The following is a 15,499-nucleotide window of genomic DNA, read 5'->3' as shown; positions in this document are numbered from 1 at the left end:
ACCTCAACAAAAGAACAGACCATGACTACGGATCTTCAAGAACAAGCAGGCAACGCCACCCCGCCGGACGAAAACAAGATCATCGCCGAGCGCCGCGCCAAGCTGGCCGCCATCCGCGAACAAGGCGTCGCCTTCCCGAACGACTTCAAGCCCCAGCACAAAGCCGCCGACCTGCACGCGCAGTACGGCGAGAAGTCGCGCGAAGAGCTGGAAGCCGCCCCCGTTACCGTGGTGCTGGCAGGCCGCATGATGCTCAAGCGCGAAGCCGGCAAGAAGGCCGCCTTCGCCACGCTGCAGGATGCGTCGGGCCCTAAAGCCGATGGCCGCATCCAGATCTACGCCACGCTGGACCTGACCGGCGAAGCCGCCATGGCCGCGCTGCACCACTACGACCTGGGCGACATCCTGGGCGTGGTCGGCACGCTGTTCAAGACCAAGACCGACGAGCTGACGATCAAGGTGTCGGAACTGCGCCTGATCACCAAGTCGCTGCGCCCGCTGCCGGACAAATTCCACGGCCTGGCCGACCAGGAAACCAAGTACCGCCAGCGCTACGTCGATCTGATCATGAACGAAGAAACGCGCCGCACCTTCAAGGCGCGTACCGCCGCGATCTCGTCGATGCGCCGCTTCATGGAGAAGAACGAATTCATGGAAGTGGAAACGCCGATGCTGCACGCCATTCCAGGCGGCGCCGCGGCCAAGCCATTCATCACCCACCACAACGCGCTGGACATGCAGATGTTCCTGCGTATCGCGCCTGAGCTGTACCTGAAGCGCCTGGTGGTCGGTGGTTTCGACCGCGTGTTCGAGATCAACCGCAACTTCCGCAACGAAGGCGTGTCGGTCCGTCACAATCCTGAATTCACGATGATGGAATTCTACGCGGCCTACACCGATTACCACTGGCTGATGGACTTCACCGAAGCGATCATCCGCCAGGCTGCGATCGACGCGCACGGCACTGCGACGCTGACCTACGGCGGCCGCGAGCTGGATCTGGCCAAGCCATTCCATCGCCTGACCATCGTCGAGGCGATCAACAAGTATGCGCCGGGCTACACGCCGGAGCAGCTGACCGACGCTGAGTTCATCAAGAAGGAACTGCTGAAGTTCGGCGTCAAGCCGTTCGCCACCGCAGGCCTGGGCGCGCTGCAACTGGCGCTGTTCGAGGAAACCGCTGAAGCGCAGCTGTGGGAACCGACCTACATCATCGACTATCCGGTCGAAGTGTCGCCGCTGGCCCGTGCTTCGGATACCCGCGAAGGCATCACCGAGCGCTTCGAGCTGTTCATGGTCGGCCGCGAGATCGCCAACGGCTTCTCCGAGTTGAACGATGCGGAAGACCAGTCGGCCCGTTTCCTGTCGCAGGTGGCGGCCAAGGATGCAGGCGATGAAGAGGCGATGTTCTACGACGCCGACTACATCCGCGCGCTGGAATACGGCATGCCGCCAGCCGGCGGTTGCGGCATCGGCATCGATCGCCTGATGATGATCATCACCGACTCGCCGAACATCCGCGACGTGCTGCTGTTCCCGCACTTGCGCCGCGAAGAGTAATCAAGCAAAAAGCCGCTCACTGAGCGGCTTTTTTTCGTTCTGTTGCAATGTGGCGCCAGTAGATAATCTCACATGCTGGTTTAGGCCTGAATCTTATCGGGCAGCTGTTAAAAGCTGAACAGATTGAATTTTCCAGACACCGTCCTCTCTTGCGAGGGTAACGGAAAACTTCCGGAGGGTATCGCTCTTCGCACCAAGTTGCAGCACCACCGACGCCGTTCCACCGCCTGGTATTGCCTTGTCAGCGACAACGCTCCGCTCCCAATCATCCAGATAATCCTGAGCTTTAATAAAGTAATCCTCATCCAACCCTTCGTCGCTGCGCATGCGCTTCCGGATTTCTCGAATCAGGGAATTGGAGACGTACTTCGATATCTCCGCTCGGTCATCCGAAAGCGGCTCACGACCAGCGGCCAGAGAGTGCAAGTACCATTTATAAAATGCCGATACAGTCTGCTCTGCGGCCTGCGGGGTGGCAGCCATCACCTGGCTCCAACAGATTAGCAGTACCAGGACTATGGAGAACGAAACGACCTGGATTTTCCTGAGGCGGGTAAATGGCGTTTTCATGGATGACGATAGATCGTAAATGTCCACCGGCTTCGATTGCCTTTCTGACGTATTGAGCACATTTTCCATGACTAGATGAGCGGGCATGTTTATCGAGATAAGCCACCGCTACCTTCGTATCCCACATAGATCCTCCTCGTCACAAACACCGCCCGCCCTAACCCGAAGAGCAAACGACAACTGGGAAGTCCAATCTAACTGCGTGTGTGATTTCCGCCATGAAGTTGCTCAACGTCACGAACCGCAAGGCATTATTTTTGCTCGACCGGCTTCGATAAACCGAGTAATCTTCAGCAGAATATCCAATCAAAAGGAAGAAAATGGCTGGCCGCTCGCTGCTGCGCCTGAGTGCAGTGCTGTTGACGATTGCATGCTTCGCCGCGCGCGCTTCAGAGCCATTGGTACTTTATACCGAAGAGTACCCGCCCTTCAATTGGGCCGACAAAACGACAGGGGCCGCCACAGGCCTCTCCACCGACATCATCCTGGAGTTAATGCGACGGGCAGAAGTTCCAGTCACCATACCAGCCTTGATGCCCTGGGCGCGCGCCATGGCGCTGACCAGCAAGAAGGCCAACACCTGCCTGTTCTCCATGGCCCGCACGCCGGAACGCGAAACCAGCTTTGCCTGGGTCGGCCCAGTCGGGCGCAACGAGTGGGTGATGTATGCGCGTACCGAAGATCATATCCGGCTCACCAGCCTGGCCGACGCCCGCCCCTACACCGTAGGCACCATCATCGACGATGCGATGATCCCGCTGCTGCGCGCCAACCAGCTCCAACTGAGCATCGTCCCCTACAACCGCACCAACGGCCAAAAGTTGAAGATGCAGCGCATCCAACTATGGTCGGAGGGGCGCTTGCCCGGGTTGTACATGATGGAGCAAATGGGCATCACCGGCATCGAAGCGGTGCTGACCTTCGCCCATTACGATATGTACCTGGCCTGTAACAAGACGATGGATGCACACGAAGTCGCGCGGCTCAACACGCTGCTGCGCGCCATGTATCGCGAAGGCGCCGTCAGGCGCATCTACGCCAGCTACGGCTTCGACAACTACGCGCCTCGCGCGGAGCAGTTGGCGAAATAAGTCAGTTCCCGGAGCCGGGCTTGCTCCTGTTCCGGCGTAACGCAGACACGCATGCCAACATGATTGCCAATCCACTCAGCGTGACAACGGAGAGCACACGCAAGTCAAGAGCGAGAATGCGCGCGGTGACAACCCCTCCAAATCGCGTAGTGCCAAAAACAAGCAGCACAACGATTCCGAACGATAGGACTGCCACAGCTACTTTTTTGACCCACATAGTTTGGCCTCCTCAAATACCATGTCGTGAAAGGACTCCATCCTAGACCATCGTAGACCTCAGGTACTGAGAAGTATCACGTAGGCAGGAACTCCGGACCATCCCATCCGTCCAGGTACTTGATCAGCCGATCATCGACATCAAGGACACGGTGGCGATAAAACAGGTGCATCGTCGGTTCGAGGCTCGCGGGGAGATCGCCGCAGCTGGCACGGGCCGCAAGGCTGTTCGCTACGACACGCATATCCAGGCGGTTGACGCCGAACATGGTCTCGCCGCAGCCGGCGCAAAATGCGCGCGACATCTGCTTGGCAGGATGCGTGAACGTGGCGATCTGCCCCTTCGCAACGCGCACGGCCGATGCGGGCCACGCCGTCGCCGACAGCATCGGCGTTCCGTAGAAATCGCGGCATGAGCCGCAATGGCAGTTCGCCCGCGCTGCCGGCTCGCCGCTCAACTCAATATGCACAGCACCACACAGGCACTGTATGGAAATTGGTTCAGTCGTCATCGGAATATGCCCGGCGTCCGCACAGGGCTGCGCGGACGCCGGTTAGGGTTACTGGATCACCCGATAGCAAGGCGTGTACTGCTTGCCCGCCAGCTTCATGCGATGCTGTGACACGAAGGACGCCAGCAGCGCATCCATCGGTCCCATGATCCCCTTGTCGCCGTGGATCTCGAAGTGGCCGAACTTCTCGATGGCGCGTATACCCTCGTCCTTGACGTTACCCGCCACCACACCCGAAAACGCCCGGCGCAGATTCGCCGCAAGCAGGTGCACTTCCTGGTTCTTGTGCAGGCTCAGGTTGCGCATGTTCTCGTGCGTCGGCGCGAACGGATGCTGGAACTCCTGGTCGATCTTCAGGCCCCAATTGTAGTAGTAGGCGTCGCTGCGGGATTTGCGGAACTCGCGCACCTGCTTGATCCCGGCCTGCATCTCGCGCGCCACCAGCTCAGGGTCGTCGATGATGATCTTGTAGCGCTGCTGCGCCTCGGGGCCCAGCGTATCGTGGATGAACTGGTTGATCTGCACGAAGTACTCGCGCGACGTCTCCGGCCCGGTGAACACCAGCGGGAACGGAATGTCCGCATTATCGGGATGCAGCAGGATGCCCAGTATATAAAGGATCTCCTCGGCCGTCCCCGCGCCGCCCGGGAACACGACGATGCCATGGCCGGTGCGCACGAACGCCTCCAGGCGCTTCTCGATATCCGGCATGATCACCAGCTCGTTGACGATGGGGTTGGGCGATTCCGCCGCGATGATGCCCGGCTCCGTGATCCCCAGGTAGCGCCCCTTGTGCAAGCGCTGCTTGGCGTGGCCGATGGTGGCGCCCTTCATCGGGCCCTTCATCGCGCCCGGGCCGCAGCCGGTACAGATGTCCAGGTCGCGCAAGCCCATTTGATAGCCGACTTCCTTCGAGTAGTTATACTCGGCGCGGTTGATCGAGTGGCCGCCCCAGCACACCACCAGGTTCGGATTGAGCATGGGTTTGAGCACCCCGGCATTGCGCAGGATGTGGAACACCGAGTCGGTAATGCCTTCGGTGCTGTCCATGTCGAACTTCGGATTGTCGCTCACCTCATTACTGACGAAGACGATATCGCGCAGCACCGCGAACAGGTGCTCGTGGATCCCCTTGATCATTTTGCCGTCGACGAAAGCGATCGCCGGCGCACCCTTGATATCGAGCTTGATGCCACGCTCGCGCTGCACAATGCTGATCTCAAACGACTTGTATCGCTCCAGCAGTTCCTTTCCATCGTCGATCGTGCTGCCGCAGTTGAGCACCGCCAGTGCGCAATTGCGGAAGATGTTATAGAGGCCGCCCTGGCTTGTGTCGAGCAGCTTGTTCACTTCAGCCTTCGAAAGCACTTCCAGATGGCCTTCGGGTGAAATCAGGGTATCGACAACGTCATGTTCCATGATGCGTAAATCCTTATTCAAATTCGATGCATTTCGATGCACTACAGGTAAGCCTGCAGTGCCAATATACGACAAACCGGCAGGTTTTGGGGCGGAGATTGCCATAGCAGGAAAGTACATATTTATTAGCACAAAAGACATATCTTTGCAGGCAGGCCATCAAAATGTACGGCCGGAGCGATTTGTAGATTAAAATGGCGCCCAATTTGGCTCCCCACGAGGGAACCTGAGACACTTTTCATAGATCATAAAATTAGGAGAAGCCGCATGAGCGGTGCTACCACCACCAATACGGAAGTCGCTATTCCCGAATTCAAGCAGATCATGGGCCACCCTGCTCCGCTGTGGATGTTGTTCATGACCGAGTTCTGGGAGCGTTTCGCGTTCTACGGCATACGTTGGGCCCTGGTGCTCTACGTCGTGGCGCAGTTCTACAATGGCGACCCTTCCGGTGAGGCCCCTGCCAACCTGATTTACGGCTCCTATCTGGCCGTGGTCTACGCCGCTGCGCTGTTCGGCGGCTATATCGCCGACCGCGTGTTGGGCTATCAGCGCTCCATCCTGGTCGGCGCCTCGTTCATGGCGGCCGGCCTGTTCATGATCGCCCTCCCCAATCAGACCGTGTTCCAACTCGGCCTGGCCACCATCATCGTCGGCAACGGCATGTTCAAACCGAACATCTCGACCATGGTCGGCAAGCTGTATAGCGCAGCCGATACCCGCCGCGATTCCGGCTTCACCATTTTCTACATGGGCATCAACTCCGGTGCGATGGTCGCACCGGTGCTGACCGAGTGGCTGGCGACCGCCATCTTCGGCTCCAATGGCATGCCTGCTTATAAAGTGGTGTTCATGTCGGCCGGCGTCGGCATGCTGATCTCGCTGGTGTGGTTCTTCATCGGCCGCCGCAAGCTGCAAGGCATAGGCGCTCCGGATGCATCGAACTCCGATCCGAAACGCGTGCTGTACGTGGTCCTGGGCTCGCTGTGCGTGATCCCTGTGGTCTACTTCCTGCTGGCTGCCGGCGCGCAAAACCTGCAGATCGTGCTGTCGGCGCTGTTCATCCTGCTGTCGATCATGCTGCTGGTCGAAGGCATCAAGAACGGCAAGGTCGCTCGCGACAAGGTCATCGCCATGCTGCTGATCTTCTTCTTCAACATCATGTTCTGGATGTTCTTCGAACAGGCAGGCAGCTCGTTCACCTTCCTGGCTGACAAGATCGTCGACCGCCAGATGTTCAACTGGACCTTCCCGGTTGCCTGGTTCCAGACCGTGAACTCGCTGGCCATCATCACCTGCGCACCGATCATCGCCTTCATCTGGGTCGCCATGCGCAACAAGAACCCGTCGATCCCGCGTAAGTTCGGCCTGGGCCTGCTGTTCAACGGCGCCGCTTTCGGCCTGCTGATGTTCGCGCTGTCGTCGCTGGTCAGCATCGACAACCACATCCCGTTCTGGACCCTGTTCATGGTCTATGTGCTGCAATCGGTCGGTGAGCTGTGCCTGTCGCCTATCGGCCTGTCGATGGTGACTAAGCTGGCGCCTACCCGCCTGGTTGGCCTGGGCATGGGCGGCTGGTTCCTGTCTACCGGTATCGGCAACAACCTGTCGGGCATCTTCGCTTCGGCGGTCAGCGGCGAGAGCGGCATGTCGGTGACGTCGGCGCTGTCCGGCTACACCTTCGGCTTCTGGTCGCTGATGGCTGGCGGCGCGCTGCTGTTCCTGATCGCACCGCTGATCCAGAAGCTGATGCACGGCGTGAAGTAAACGCACCCAGTACCAAGAAAAATACCACCGGCACAGAGCGCGATCTTGAGCGCGTTCTGGCTGGTGGTATTTTTTTATGCTGCTTGTTTGTACTGGAACGGGTTCGCCGCCAACCAAGCCTGCAGTTTGTCGCCGGTGTCCGGCGGCAGGTGCAGGCCAAGCTTGGAGCGCCGCCACAGGATGTCCTGCGCGGTGCGCGCCCATTCGTAGCGGCGCAGGTATTCCACTTCCGCCGCGTACAGGCCCGGCGCGATCTCCTCGCCCATCGCGGCGATATCGTCCTTCTTCCCGAGCAGCGTGTGGATGCGGGTGCCGTAGGCGCGGGCGTAGCGTGCCACCAGCAGCTGCGGCAGCCAGCTGTAGCGGCCCTGCACATTGCGCACCCAGGTGTCGAACTCCAGCACCGAGCGGTTCTGCGGCTCGGCGCCGAACAGGTCCCCGCCAGGCAGGCAGGCGTTGTGGGTCCAGGCGCCGTGGCGGTTGCCCAGCGCCTTGGCGATCTGGTCGACCGCCTCCTCGGCCAGTTTGCGGAAGGTGGTGATCTTGCCGCCGAAGACGCTCAGCATCGGCGGGCCTTCGCTGTCGACTTCCAGCCGGTAGTCGCGCGTGACCGCCTTGGCGTCGGCGCCATCCTCCACCAATGGCCGCACGCCGGAATAGGTCCACACCACGTCGGCAGGCACGATGGGCTTGACGAAGTACTGGCTGGCCAGCCCGCACAGGTAGGCGATTTCGTCCTCGCTGATGGCGACCTGGCCGGCGTCGCCCTGGTAATCGAGGTCGGTGGTGCCGATCAGCGTGAAATCGCGCTCGTACGGGATCGCGAACACGATGCGGCCGTCCGGGTGCTGGAAGATGTAGGCATTGTCATGCTCGAAGATGCGCTTGACGATGATATGGCTGCCCTTGATCAGCCGCAGCTTGCCCCGGCCCTCTTTCGGCAGCGCCGAGTGGAGGAAGTCCGCCGTCCACGGCCCGGCGGCGTTGACCACGTAGCGCGCGTTGACCCGGAAGTCGCCGCAGCCGCTCTTGTGCAGCGACGCCTCCCAGCCGTCCGCCTTGCGCGCCAGCGCGCTGCACACGGTCTGGGTCAGGATGGTGGCGCCTTTTTCGCAGGCGTCGATGGCGTTCAGCACCACCAGCCGCGCATCGTCGACCCAGCCGTCCGAATAAATAAAGCCGCGCTGGAACTCCGGCTTGAGCGGCTTGCCCGCCGCGTGCGTGCGCAGGTTGATGCCGGCCGACGCGGGTAGCAGCTCGCGCTTGGCCAGCAGGTCGTAAAGCATCAGGCCGGCCCGTATCATCAGCGCGGGACGCTGGCCGGGCGCGTGCGGCATCACGAAGCGCAGCGGCCACATGATGTGCGGCGCGGCGCGCAGCAGCACCTCGCGCTCGATCAGCGCCTTGCGCACCAGATTGAATTCGTAGTACTCCAGATAGCGCAGGCCGCCGTGTATCAGCTTGGTGGACGCCGACGAGGTGTGCGACGCCAGGTCGTCTTTCTCGCACAGCACCACCGACAGCCCCCGCCCCGCCGCGTCGCGCGCGATGCCCGCGCCGTTGATGCCGCCCCCTACGATGAGGACGTCGCAATCGAGAGTGTGCTGCGGTTCCGCCATGTCTTCCCCGGTAGTAAAGCGTGAGTAAAGCGTCGTTGAGTCGAATATCTGTTACGTTACGACAAAATCACCAATAGTCATAGGGCTGAGTGACCAATTTTGCATAAAAAACCACTTTTCCGGTCCAATTGATTTAAGAGTGCCCAAATTGTGTTGGTCTATAATCGCGCCTACCAATGCTACCGTGAGACCACGCCTTGACTGCTTCCCCCACTGTTATGTCCAAATGGCTGACCCGCCGCAACGCCATCCGCGGCTTCGTCCTGGCCGGCGTCGCCGCGCTGATCGCCGGCGGCCTGCTGCTGGCCTACATGCTGCTGTACGTGGCGCCCAACCTGCCGTCGCTGGAAGTCATCACGGATTACCGGCCCAAGATCCCGCTGCGCATCTACACGGCCGACAACGCCCTGATCGGCGAATTCGGCGAGGAGCACCGCGATTTCGTGCCGATCAAGGACATTCCGGAGATGATGAAGAAGTCCGTGCTGGCCATCGAGGACAAGCGCTTCTACGATCATAACGGCATCGACTGGCGCCGCGCCCTGGGCGCCGCGCGCGCCAACCTGGGCGGCGCCATGCGCCAGGGCGGTTCCACCATCACCATGCAGGTGGCCCGCAACTTCTTCCTCACGCGCGAGAAATTCTACGGCCGCAAACTCAATGAGGTCATGCTGGCCTTTAAGATCGAGGCGGCGCTCAGCAAGGAACAGATCCTTGAGCTGTATATGAACCAGATCTACCTCGGCCAGCGCTCCTTCGGTTTCGGGGCGGCGTCGCAGGTCTACTTCGGCAAGTCGCTGAAGGATCTGGATATCGCCGAGATGGCGATGCTGGCAGGCCTGCCGCAGAATCCGGCCCGCCACAACCCGGCCGTCAATCCCAAGCGCGCCAAGCAACGCCAGCACGTGGTGCTGAAGTCGATGCGCGACCTGGACTACATCACCGAAGAGCAGTACCAGAAGGCGCTGCATGAAACCCTGCACGTCAGCCATCGCGGCCAGGAGTTCGACACCCACGCCGAGTACGTGGCCGAACTGGCGCGCCAGGTGGTCTACGCCCAGTTCAAAGAGGACTCGTACACCAAGGGCATCAGCGTCTACACCACGATCCTGAAGGCCGATCAGAACGCGGCCTACGAATCGGTGCGTCGCAATGTGCTGAACTACGACCAGCGCCACGGCTATCGCGGCCCGGAAGCCTTCATCACGCTGCCGGCCGGCGAGGAAGAACGCGACGACGCCATCGAGGAAGCGCTGCAGCGCCGCCCGAGCAGCGACCGCCTGATCCCGGCCGTGGTGCTGGATGTCGGCGCCAAGTCGGTGAAGGTGCAGAACCCGTCGGGCGAAGAGATCACCATCAGCGGCGACGGCCTGCGCCTGGCCGCCAGCGCGCTGACCGACAAGGCCAAGGACAGCGTGCGCCTGCGCCCCGGCGCGGTGATCCGCATCATGCAGGAGAAGAACGGCTGGAGCATCTCGCAAGTGCCGCAGGTGGCTGCGGCCTTCGTGTCCATCGATTCGGTCACGGGCGGCTATCACGCCATGGTCGGCGGTTTCGACTACAACCTGCAGAAGTTCAACCACGTGACGCAGGCCTGGCGCCAGCCGGGTTCCTCGATCAAGCCGTTCGTGTACTCGGCGGCGCTGGAAAAAGGCTTCTCGCCGGCGACGCTGATCAACGACGTGCCGCTGGACCTGACCGGCGCCGAAACGGGCAACGAAGCATGGAGCCCTAAAAACGACGACGGCAAATTCGACGGTCCGATCACCATGCGCACCGCGCTGGCGGAATCGAAGAACGTAGCGTCGGTGCGCATCCTGCGTTCGATCACGGTGCCGTACGCACACAACTACCTGGGCAAGTTCGGCTTCGACCTGGCCAAGCATCCGAAGAACCTGACCATGGCGCTGGGCACCGGCTCGGTGACGCCGGCGCAGCTGGTGGGCGCGTACTCGGTGTTCGCCAACGGCGGCTACACCGTCGAGCCTTACCTGATCGCGAAGATCGTCGACGGCAGCGGCAAGATCATCTCCGAAGCCAAGCCGCGCACCACGCTGCCGGACGACGCCCGCGTGATCGATCCGCGCAACGCCTTCGTCACCGACAGCATGCTGCGCCAGGTCACGCGCACCGGCACCGGCGCCGCCGTGGCCCGCCTGGGCCGTCCTGACCTGGCCGGCAAGACCGGCACCTCCAGCGACGCGGTGGACGGCTGGTTCGCCGGCTACGGCGGCGGCATCGTCGCGGTGTCGTGGATGGGCTACGACGATTCGAAATCGTTGGGCGGCAAGGAGTTCGGCTCCAGCGTGGCGCTGCCGATCTGGATCGACTACATGAAGGTGGCGCTGCAAGGCCGCCCGGCGCAGGAGCGCCAGGTGCCGGCGGGATTGACGCAGGTGGACGGCGAGTGGCTGTTTGACGAATTCACCGGCGACGCCGCGCGCCACACGCTGGACATGGACGACGCCGCGCCGGGCGCGGAGAACGTGGCGCCGCAACCGGCCGGCACGCCGCCGAACAACTAGCCAGCCGCCGGGCTGGTTGGTGCGGCCAGGTAGCCGCGCATCATGCGCACGGCGCTATCGGCAAACTGGTCCGGGCTGATATCCGCAGCCCGGTACTTCCAGCGTTTGACATACCAGTCCTGGAACATCGCCATGACGTGGGCGGCCAGCAGTTCCGGCCTGCCTTCGGGACGCTGCGGGATCTGCGCGATCACCTCGGCGAACAAGGCCTGCACATACAGCTCCGACTCCTTGGCCGTGGTGCGCTGCGCCGCCTGCAGCACGCGCGAATCCATGAACACGAAATAAAACCACGGCTGCAGAATCTCGGACACGTAGATCGACGCGCGCATCAGCGCTTCCAGCTTGTCCAGCGGTTCGGCGATCTCGCTGAACAGGCGAGGCATCTCCAGCGTGGCGTGGCGCACCACGTCTTCTATCATCTCCGCCAGTTGGTCCTTGCCGCTGATGTAGCCGTACAGCCCACCCATCGACAGGCCGGTCTCCTGGCACAGGTCGCGCAGGTTCATGGCACGGAAACCGACGTCATTGGCCAGCTTGAAGGTGGCGCGGAAGATGCGCTCCAGGTTTTCCAGCGCCGGCTTGCGGCGCTTGACGGTGATGCGTTCAGCGTTGTGGTCGAGCAGATACGCCCAGATATTGACACCGTCCAGCGGCGTCATCGCCTGAAATTGTTGGAAGTCGAATCGCGCCTGCAAGATAGTCTCTTTGTATGATTTTTGTAACCGATTATAGCCCAGGAAAACAACTGGCATCAGCGCCGCCGCAGATTGGCTCCCCAGGCCTAGCGTGCGGACTGCAAGGCCAACGCCTCGGTGCTACATTTTGCTGACCGGGGAAATACCCGGACCTCAAAATATAATCGGAGACTTCAATGAAAACACGCTTCTGGAAGTATCTGGCGGTCTGCCTGATCGCCCTCGCCTCCCTGCCCTCGCCCTCATGGGCCGCCGGCTACACCCAAACCAAATACCCTATCGTGCTGGTGCACGGGCTGTTCGGCTTCGACAGCGTCGGCCCGGTCGACTACTTCTACGGCATCGCCCCGGCGCTGCGCAGCGGCGGCGCCAATGTGTATGTGACGTCGGTGTCGGCCGCCAACAGCACCGAGGTGCGCGGCGAGCAGCTGCTGGTGCAGGTCAAGCAGATCCTGGCCGCCACCGGCGCCGCCAAGGTCAACCTGATCGGCCATAGCCATGGCGGCCCCACCGCGCGCTATGTGGCCTCGGTGCGGCCCGACCTGGTGGCCTCGGTCAGCAGCGTCGGTGGCGTCAACAAGGGTTCGAAGGTGGCCGATGTGCTGATCGGTGCGGTGCCCAACGTGACCTACAGCCTGGCGAACGCGGTGTCCGGACTGATCAGCTTCCTGTCCGGCAGCCCGACCTTGCCGCAGAACGCGCGCGCGGCGGCGGCATCGCTGAGCACCGCCGGCACGCTGGCCTTCAACAGCCGCCATCCGGAAGGCGTGCCGACGTCGGCCTGCGGCGAAGGCGACTACCAGGTGCGCGGCGTGTACTACTTCTCGTGGAGCGGCGCGCAGCCCTACACCAATGTGCTGGACGTCAGCGATCCGGTGCTGGCATTGACCGCCATCGCTTTTGAAGGCGCCAAGAACGATGGCCTGGTCAGCAGCTGCTCCAGCCACCTGGGCCGCGTGATCCGCGACGACTATGCGCTGAACCATCTGGACGAAGTCAATCAGCTGGTGGGCATCACCAACCTGTTCGAGACCAGCCCTGTCACCATCTTCCGCCAGCAGGCCAACCGCCTGCAGGGACTGGGACTGTAAGGAGCGCGCAATGGACACGAACGCAAAACTGCTGGGCGTCGGCGCGCTGGCCGCAGTCGCCGGCATAGGCCTGTATTTCGCGCTGACGCGTGGCGAGGCGCCGGCGGCGCAGGCCAAGCCCGCCGATCCCGACTACTTTGCGTTCGTGCCGTCGATGACAGGCACGCGGCCGGACGGCGACGTGCGGCAGACGGCGGCCGACAAGCTCGCCGTCAACGCGGAACTGGCCTACCTGTTCGACTACTATCTGGCGGGGCTGGGCGAAAAGCCGCTGGAGGCGATCCGCGCGGAGATAGGCCGCGAGCTGGATCGCCGCCTGAGCGCCGCGCCGGCGACCGAGGCAAGGCGCTTGCTGGATGCGTACCTGGCCTACAAGCGCGCGCTGGTCAATGTGGAGCGCGGGTTGCCGGCCACGCAGGATCTGGCGCAGGGTGCGCGCCAGCGGCTGGAAGCCATGCAGCGCCTGCGCCGCTCCTACTTCAGCGATGCGGAAGCCGAAGGCCTGTTCAGCGCCAGCGACGCCTACGATCTGGATGCGGTGGCGCGGCTGGAGATCAACGCCGACCAGCGTTTGAACGATACGCAACGCAAGGAACGCATCGCGGCGCTCGATGCACGGCTGCCGCAGCAGGTGCGCGATGAGCGCGACGCGCCGGCCAGGGTGCTGAAGCTGGAGGAAGCGGTGGCGAAGGCGCGCGCGCAAGGCCAGGGCGACAACGAAATCTACCGCATGCGCGCGGCGGCGCTATCGCCGGAAGCGGCGGCCCGCCTGGCCGACGTCGACCGGGAGGAAGCCGACTGGCAGCGCCGCATCACCAGTTATCAGGCGCAGCGCCAGCAACTGGCGGGCGCCTCCGATCCGGCGTCGCTGCAAAAACTGCGCGACACCATCTTCTCGGCCGATGAGCAAAAGCGCCTGGGCGCTTATGAGCAGTGATGTTTAAATCATGACGGTCAGCTCCACCCCGGACTCGAAGTCCAGGGTGATGGACGAGTAGGCCGGATTGCCGCTCAAGTACCGTTTGAACGCGCGCACTTCTTCCTCGGCGGTGTACATATTGTCCGTGATGACGACCGAGCCAGGCTTCAGAAAAGGCTCTATCTTCCGGAAGAGATCAAGGTACAAGCTCGCCCATACATCCATGAAGATCATGTCGAACGTTCCTTCAAGCTGGCCGACCGCGTCGAAGACATCGCCTTCGCGCAGGTCGACCCAGGACTGGACGCCGGCAGCGCGCAGGTTCTCCAGCAGTGCTTTGCATTTGAGGGCATCGAGCTCCGTGGCGATGATTTCTCCCTTGCCGATCTGGCGCAGCGCACTGGCGAAATACAGCGTCGAAACGCCGTAGGAGCTGCCGAGTTCCAGTATCCGCGCGGGGCGCTGCATCAGCGCCAGGCTGTACAAGAAGCGCCCCATCTCAGGCGATACGGCCAGGGACATGGGCGTTCCCTGCGATGTTTGCGTGTCGCCTGTCGACAGGCCATATCGCTTCAGGAATTTTCCTTTTTGGCTGGGGGCCAGTAACATGTACTCGCCCAGAAGGCGGGTGAAGTCCTCATCGCCGCCCGCAAACTGCATACGCGCACGCGCTATCGATTGCTGTTGGCTTTGCTCATGCAAAGGCCGCAAAATTTCGTCCGTAGAAAAATTCATGCCATCTCCCTTTGGTTATCCAATGGTGATGACGTTTGAACTCGAAGGAAATTGTGCGGCCCGCTGGCGATCTAATGCACATAACGGGCGATGTAATACACGCCGGCGATCAGCAACGAAGCCAGGCTGTAGATTTTCCAGGCATGACTTGCCAGGGTTTTGTGCAACTCGATGGATTGCATGGCCAATGCAGCATGGAAGTCCTCCCGTTGTTTGGCCAACGCATCGTAGAGCTCCTCACGTTGCTTGCCCAATGCAACGTTGAACTCTTCACGATGCTTGGCCAATGCATCGTAGAGCTCCTCTCGTTGCTTGGCCAACGCAACGTTGAACTCCTCACGATGCTTGGCCAGCGCGTCGTAGACATCTTGACGTTGCTTGGCCAAGGCGTTATTGAAGTCGATCCGTTGATTCGCCAGTGCGGCAATGACCTCCTCGCGTAACTTGTTGATTTCCGACTTAACATCAAGCTTGTGGCTGTTGAACGCCGCAGTAACGCGCTCGAAACCAGCGTGCATTTCCTCTCGCAACGCTTGCAAGTCATCCTTGGTGGCAAAGTTGTTTTGCTTAACAGCCACTTCCGTCTCCAGTGCCGTCAATCGGGCCACGATGCTTTCATCATAGGGCCGGTGCGCGACATTTTCAACTTGACTTCCTTCAACGTTCGCTGACATGACAGATCCTCCCAGGCAGGCAATCCTCCACACTAGCGCCTGTGTCTCCCGCACGGTTTGCGCCAGATCACAGATAAAAAAAGGCAGCCCGAAGGCTGCCTTA

Annotated in this window: 13 protein-coding genes; 6 read left to right on the top strand and 7 right to left on the bottom strand. The window is 61.4% G+C overall.

What is annotated here, in order from left to right:
• Nucleotides 1–21 precede the first annotated feature (21 nt).
• Nucleotides 22–1,560: a lysine--tRNA ligase gene (gene lysS, locus DUGA2_RS27335; RefSeq protein WP_070272553.1), complete on the top strand. Its 1,539-nt coding sequence runs from the start codon at nucleotides 22–24 to the stop codon at nucleotides 1,558–1,560.
• A 93-nt stretch (nucleotides 1,561–1,653) separates the two neighbouring features.
• On the opposite strand, the gene DUGA2_RS27330 is transcribed toward lysS, so the two are convergent.
• A complete protein-coding gene (locus tag DUGA2_RS27330) occupies nucleotides 1,654–2,199 on the bottom strand; it encodes a DUF3828 domain-containing protein (protein ID WP_168167831.1) in 546 nt (181 codons plus the stop codon).
• A 251-nt stretch (nucleotides 2,200–2,450) separates the two neighbouring features.
• Between DUGA2_RS27330 and DUGA2_RS27325 the strand changes: the two genes are divergently transcribed.
• Nucleotides 2,451–3,221 (top strand): ABC transporter substrate-binding protein, encoded by a 771-nt coding sequence (locus tag DUGA2_RS27325; RefSeq protein ID WP_070272551.1) that lies wholly within the window; start codon nucleotides 2,451–2,453, stop codon nucleotides 3,219–3,221.
• A gap of 293 nt (nucleotides 3,222–3,514) precedes the next feature.
• Here the strand turns inward: DUGA2_RS27325 and DUGA2_RS27320 are convergent, their stop codons facing one another.
• Nucleotides 3,515–3,949: a GFA family protein gene (locus DUGA2_RS27320; RefSeq protein WP_070272550.1), complete on the bottom strand. Its 435-nt coding sequence runs from the start codon at nucleotides 3,947–3,949 to the stop codon at nucleotides 3,515–3,517.
• 48 nt (nucleotides 3,950–3,997) lie between these two features.
• Complete coding sequence (gene ppnN, locus DUGA2_RS27315) at nucleotides 3,998–5,368, bottom strand: nucleotide 5'-monophosphate nucleosidase PpnN (RefSeq protein ID WP_070272549.1); 1,371 nt, start codon at nucleotides 5,366–5,368, stop codon at nucleotides 3,998–4,000.
• 267 nt (nucleotides 5,369–5,635) lie between these two features.
• Between ppnN and DUGA2_RS27310 the strand changes: the two genes are divergently transcribed.
• Nucleotides 5,636–7,135 carry a peptide MFS transporter gene (locus DUGA2_RS27310; RefSeq protein ID WP_070272548.1) on the top strand — a complete coding sequence of 500 codons (1,500 nt, stop codon included), beginning with the start codon at nucleotides 5,636–5,638 and terminating at the stop codon, nucleotides 7,133–7,135.
• Nucleotides 7,136–7,209: 74 nt separating this feature from the next.
• On the opposite strand, the gene glpD is transcribed toward DUGA2_RS27310, so the two are convergent.
• Nucleotides 7,210–8,754: a glycerol-3-phosphate dehydrogenase gene (glpD, locus tag DUGA2_RS27305; RefSeq protein ID WP_070272547.1), complete on the bottom strand. Its 1,545-nt coding sequence runs from the start codon at nucleotides 8,752–8,754 to the stop codon at nucleotides 7,210–7,212.
• Between the two features lie 218 nt (nucleotides 8,755–8,972).
• Here glpD and DUGA2_RS27300 point away from each other — a divergent pair, with 218 nt between their 5' ends.
• A complete protein-coding gene (locus DUGA2_RS27300; RefSeq protein ID WP_070272546.1) occupies nucleotides 8,973–11,279 on the top strand; it encodes a penicillin-binding protein 1A in 2,307 nt (768 codons plus the stop codon).
• Here the strand turns inward: DUGA2_RS27300 and DUGA2_RS27295 are convergent.
• On the bottom strand, nucleotides 11,276–11,977 hold the full coding sequence (locus tag DUGA2_RS27295; protein WP_229212321.1) for a TetR/AcrR family transcriptional regulator: 702 nt from the start codon (nucleotides 11,975–11,977) through the stop codon (nucleotides 11,276–11,278). The genes DUGA2_RS27300 and DUGA2_RS27295 overlap by 4 nt on opposite strands.
• Before the next feature lie 176 nt (nucleotides 11,978–12,153).
• On the opposite strand from DUGA2_RS27295, the gene DUGA2_RS27290 reads away from it, so the two are divergent.
• Nucleotides 12,154–13,068 carry a triacylglycerol lipase gene (locus DUGA2_RS27290; RefSeq protein WP_070272544.1) on the top strand — a complete coding sequence of 305 codons (915 nt, stop codon included), beginning with the start codon at nucleotides 12,154–12,156 and terminating at the stop codon, nucleotides 13,066–13,068.
• Between the two features lie 10 nt (nucleotides 13,069–13,078).
• Entirely contained in the window at nucleotides 13,079–14,005 is a 927-nt protein-coding gene (locus DUGA2_RS27285; protein WP_070272543.1) for a lipase secretion chaperone, read from the top strand.
• Between the two features lie 3 nt (nucleotides 14,006–14,008).
• Here the strand turns inward: DUGA2_RS27285 and DUGA2_RS27280 are convergent, their stop codons facing one another.
• Both DUGA2_RS27280 and DUGA2_RS27275 read right to left on the bottom strand, forming a co-directional pair.
• The gene (locus tag DUGA2_RS27280; protein WP_070272542.1) at nucleotides 14,009–14,722 is read right to left on the bottom strand and encodes an O-methyltransferase; all 714 of its coding nucleotides are present in this window, start codon (nucleotides 14,720–14,722) and stop codon (nucleotides 14,009–14,011) included.
• Between the two features lie 71 nt (nucleotides 14,723–14,793).
• Entirely contained in the window at nucleotides 14,794–15,396 is a 603-nt protein-coding gene (locus tag DUGA2_RS27275; RefSeq protein WP_070272541.1) for a hypothetical protein, read from the bottom strand.
• Nucleotides 15,397–15,499: the final 103 nt, after the last annotated feature.

Origin of the sequence: Duganella sp. HH101 (assembly GCF_001758795.1) — a bacterium.
In the GTDB taxonomy this organism is placed as follows: domain Bacteria; phylum Pseudomonadota; class Gammaproteobacteria; order Burkholderiales; family Burkholderiaceae_D; genus Rugamonas; species Rugamonas rivuli.
Note: the sequence above shows the minus strand (reverse complement) of the source record. Positions and strands in the feature narration are given on the sequence as shown.

What these genes read in the sequence shown, in the direction of transcription:
- lysS (WP_070272553.1), top strand. Translation starts at nt 22, where the DNA reads ATGACTACGGATCTTCAAGAACAAGCAGGCAACGCCACCCCGCCGGAC.
- DUGA2_RS27330 (WP_168167831.1), bottom strand. Translation starts at nt 2,199, where the DNA reads ATGGAAAATGTGCTCAATACGTCAGAAAGGCAATCGAAGCCGGTGGAC.
- DUGA2_RS27325 (WP_070272551.1), top strand. Translation starts at nt 2,451, where the DNA reads ATGGCTGGCCGCTCGCTGCTGCGCCTGAGTGCAGTGCTGTTGACGATT.
- DUGA2_RS27320 (WP_070272550.1), bottom strand. Translation starts at nt 3,949, where the DNA reads ATGACGACTGAACCAATTTCCATACAGTGCCTGTGTGGTGCTGTGCAT.
- ppnN (WP_070272549.1), bottom strand. Translation starts at nt 5,368, where the DNA reads ATGGAACATGACGTTGTCGATACCCTGATTTCACCCGAAGGCCATCTG.
- DUGA2_RS27310 (WP_070272548.1), top strand. Translation starts at nt 5,636, where the DNA reads ATGAGCGGTGCTACCACCACCAATACGGAAGTCGCTATTCCCGAATTC.
- glpD (WP_070272547.1), bottom strand. Translation starts at nt 8,754, where the DNA reads ATGGCGGAACCGCAGCACACTCTCGATTGCGACGTCCTCATCGTAGGG.
- DUGA2_RS27300 (WP_070272546.1), top strand. Translation starts at nt 8,973, where the DNA reads ATGTCCAAATGGCTGACCCGCCGCAACGCCATCCGCGGCTTCGTCCTG.
- DUGA2_RS27290 (WP_070272544.1), top strand. Translation starts at nt 12,154, where the DNA reads ATGAAAACACGCTTCTGGAAGTATCTGGCGGTCTGCCTGATCGCCCTC.
- DUGA2_RS27285 (WP_070272543.1), top strand. Translation starts at nt 13,079, where the DNA reads ATGGACACGAACGCAAAACTGCTGGGCGTCGGCGCGCTGGCCGCAGTC.
- DUGA2_RS27280 (WP_070272542.1), bottom strand. Translation starts at nt 14,722, where the DNA reads ATGAATTTTTCTACGGACGAAATTTTGCGGCCTTTGCATGAGCAAAGC.
- DUGA2_RS27275 (WP_070272541.1), bottom strand. Translation starts at nt 15,396, where the DNA reads ATGTCAGCGAACGTTGAAGGAAGTCAAGTTGAAAATGTCGCGCACCGG.